This is a genomic window from Stieleria sp. (assembly GCF_041595215.1).
Classification (GTDB): Bacteria; Planctomycetota; Planctomycetia; order Pirellulales; family Pirellulaceae; genus Stieleria; species Stieleria magnilauensis.
The window spans coordinates 1-2969 of the sequence record NZ_JBFHKV010001056.1 but is presented as its reverse complement, the minus strand read 5'-3'; the positions used below and the strand labels follow the sequence as shown (position 1 = coordinate 2969).

Annotated in this window: 2 protein-coding genes; both read right to left on the bottom strand. The window is 61.2% G+C overall.

Annotation, left to right across the window (positions count from 1 at the left end; translation table 11 throughout):
• On the bottom strand, positions 1-2436 hold a 2436-nt coding region (locus ABX749_RS27950), incomplete at its 3' end, for a DUF1549 domain-containing protein (protein ID WP_372898922.1).
• A gap of 86 nt (positions 2437-2522) precedes the next feature.
• On the bottom strand, positions 2523-2969 hold a 447-nt coding region (locus tag ABX749_RS27945; RefSeq protein ID WP_372898921.1), incomplete at its 5' end, for a DUF1501 domain-containing protein.

Here is a 2969-nt window from a genome sequence, read left to right as displayed (position 1 = left end):
TCGGGGCGAGACCGATTCGTCTGCCGGAAGCGTCACCTGAATCAGTGACTCGCGATTCTGCTGGTTCTCAAAGAACCCGGATGGCACGCGGCTGGTCGCGGGGACCTTCACGGACTTGCGATCCATCATCGCGGCCAGCGAATACAGGTCGTGCTGTGTCGTGCTGTGATAGGGCGAATCGTGACAGCGGGCGCACTGCAGTTCGATGGCCAAGAAGGCCGACGCGATGATGTGCCCCTTGGCCGCCATCGGCGCATCGTTCTCCGCCGCCACACCAAACCCGGCGCTACCGCCTTCGGATGCACCACCACGCAACAACATCAATTCCGTCAGCATGCGATCGAGCGGCTTGTTGTCCCGCAGCGAATCATACAGGTACCAGCGAAACGGGCCCGTGCTATTGAGCGATGCATTGAGCAGCGATGGATTCTCCGCCAACAAATCTTGCCAGAAACTCATCCAGTGATCGGCGAAACGATCGTCCGCCAGCAGTTCGTCGACCAGACGTTGCCGTTTGTCGTCACGTTGATCGTCAAGAAACGCCCTGGCTTCGTCGGCACTCGGCGGCACGCCCACCGTATCCAGATAGATGCGTCGCAAAAACGCTTCGTCGCCGACAACCGGAGCCAAGGCAACCTGGTCGGCTGCCAAGGGTGGCGCCGGCCAAACCGCTCCGTCGCGGACCCATTGCTCCAACAATTCAATCTGTTCGCTCGACAATCCTTCATCGGTCGGCGGCATCGACCCGCTGCGGATCTGTGCAATCAACTCGCTGGCATCCAAATCGCCGGGAACCACCGCGGGAGTTTCTGATTCACCGCCTTGAAGCGCCGCGGCGCGCGAGTCCAACTTCAAACCGCCTTTCGTTTTTTCGCCGTGACAGCGGAAACATTGCTCGCGCAGCAACGGCAGAACCTTGCCGTGAAAATGTTCGGCTTGGCGATCGTCGCCGTCGGCCGACTGGGCGAGTGCATCGTCAATTTTCTGCTGGACGAACGCGTCGACCGGATGACCACCGGACGCGGGGATCGACGGCGCCGGATGTTCTGTCGCCCATTGCCGAGCGAGCTGATGACGACGGTGCCAAAACGAATCCTGTGACTCCGCTGCGGCGCGACGCCGCTGGTCGTCCAGTTGTGCCAGCGAATCTTCGATGCGATCGAGTGCCGGTTCAACGGCGGCATCGGTCAACGGCAGACGTCGCGTTCCCGCTCCCAACACGTCGTAGGACTTGCCGTTTTCGGTCAACATCGCCACACAAACTTCACCGGTCTCGGTACGACGACTGCTGCCGCCGACCAACAATTCCAACACCACACGCACACGACGCGTCGTGCGGTCACCCTCGGGCTTGATCGTCGTTTCGGCGATGACTTCCTGTTGCCGATACCCATGCACGCGCACGCCGGGAAGCGGTGGCTCGGCAAGCGGCGTCATCGGTTCTTCGCCGTTGGGCGGCGCCTTGGAGTGGGCCTTGGTTCGCGACACCAACTGGCCGTCGACCCACAAGCGTCCCAGCCCGCGGCCGCGCAATAGAAACTGATTTGTGCCGACCGGCAATTCGACATCGGCGGCCATCCGCAACAACACCGGCGCGTTCCAGCCGGTGCGAATGCCCCAATCATCGAACTGCAGCGGGATTCGCGGAAGTAAGAATTCGTCGCCCAGCCAACGCGTCGATTCGGCCGGCGCCGTTTCGCCGTCATACAGCCAGCGATCATGGGTCGGGTAGCCGCTGCACAGCTGCATCAACACGCGGCCCTCGGGAACCCCGTTCAACTCGGGCATGACTTCCGGCTGCAACTTGACGACGCGTGGTCCTCCCACACGACGAAATTTTGCGGCGATCGTTTTGTCGTCCAGCTCTTTGCGGTGGATGGCCACGCCATCGATCATGCCCTTGAAACGGCTACCGATGCGTACCTCGTCGTCATCGACGACTGGCGGTTCGCTCGTCGCCCCGCCCATGTCCCAGCTGCCGTCGGTCGGCTGGCCGTTGATGAACCCGCGAATCGACTCAGGGTCACCGAAACGGTAGCGGATCGCGATGTGATGCCATCCCGTGTTCAGCGGAAATCCCAGCTTCGATGTCCAACGATGCCAATGCTTGTCGCCGCCGGTCGGCTTGGTCGCAAACAGAAAATTGACTTTCGCCTCGCCCTTGTCACCGGTCAAACGCAGAGACCAGTTCTGGTTGTCACGCGCGAAGCCCGCCGATCCGGTTCGCCCCTTGCCGATCACATACCACAAGTCTCCGGGACGGATTCCGATCGGGTTCACCCAACCCTCCAGCGTGACGGCATCGCCGTTGGTGAAGTCGTACCGGCTGTCCGGCCCGCTGTCGGCGATGACCAAGTGCCCGCCGCCGAATCGCACGGCAGTGTTGTTGTCGGCAAAGTCGGGGAATTCCGGCGGACGCGGCCCAGGCAATTCCAATTGCACATTGCCTTGGACTGTCGGCGAAATGACATCGTCGTCGCCAAAGTCCCAACGTAAGGAATCCTGCGACGCAGATTCCTCTCCTACAGCCGCATCGGACGTTGCATTGTCCTGGGCAATCGACGCGCCGCCGCCGAGGAGCAACGACAGACAGAAAAAGCAAAGGTGACCGAATCTCCTGACGCCGCGATCTCCGTAAACGCACGCCCTTCGTTTTGGTCGATCCGTTCGGGGCGTCCCTTATGAACGTAAACCAGTTTGCGATGATCGACGCCCATCAGGTGCAGGATCGTCGAATGCACGTCGTGGACGTGCAATCGATCTTCGACGGCGTGTAAGCCGACTTCGTCGGTCGTCCCGTAGGCCTGTCCCGAACGCACGCCCCCACCGGCCATCCACATCGTGAATCCGGTCGGATTGTGATCGCGACCGTCGCCTTTTTCACTCATCGGTGTTCTGCCGAATTCGCCGCCCCAGACCACCAGCGTCTGCTCCAGCAATCCGCGTCGTTTCAGATCCTTCAACAAACC